Origin of the sequence: Streptomyces sp. IBSBF 2435 (assembly GCF_036815005.1) — a bacterium.
Classification (GTDB): domain Bacteria; phylum Actinomycetota; class Actinomycetes; order Streptomycetales; family Streptomycetaceae; genus Actinacidiphila.
On record NZ_JAJSYW010000404.1, the window covers coordinates 1 to 545 of the forward strand.

At 82.0% G+C, this 545-nt stretch carries 1 pseudogene; it reads right to left on the reverse strand.

Annotation, left to right across the window (positions count from 1 at the left end):
* A pseudogene (locus V7E46_RS33700) lies at nucleotides 1–497 on the reverse strand (hypothetical protein); the annotation flags it as partial.
* Nucleotides 498–545: the final 48 nt, after the last annotated feature.

Here is a 545-nt window from a genome sequence, read left to right on the forward strand (position 1 = left end):
GCCTCGGGGGTGGCGCGGGCGTCCGGCTGGTCGGTGAACCTCGGGACGGGCCAGCCCGCCGGGCGCCCCTCCGGGGTCGGCGACCAGGGCTCCGCGGCGGCGGGCGGTGCGTCGCCCCAGGGCTGCGGCGCCGGCGGTACGTCGGGCTCGTCGGACGGCTCGGCCCGGTCCGGGAAGGAGGGCTGCGCCGACCACACGTCCCAGGGGCGCGCCTGCGCCGGGGCCGGCTCGGCGTCCTCCTCCTCGTCCTGGGCCTCCGGCGCCGGGAACATCGGCCGCGCCGACCAGGCATCCCACGGCGGCGGCTCCGGCGCCGCGTCCTCGTCGGGCGTGCCCCGGTCGTCGGGCTCGACCGGCGCCGTCGCGGCGGCGGGGGGATCGGCCTCCCGCGCGGCCACGTCCGCCGAGGGCGCAGCCACGTCAGCGGACGGCTCCCCGCCCGGCGACGGCTCGGGTTCGATGTCCCGCGCGGCCCCGTCCTGCGACGGATCCGGCACCGCCGGAGCCTGGGGCGGGATCGGGGCTCGGGTCGGGCGGGGCCAGGA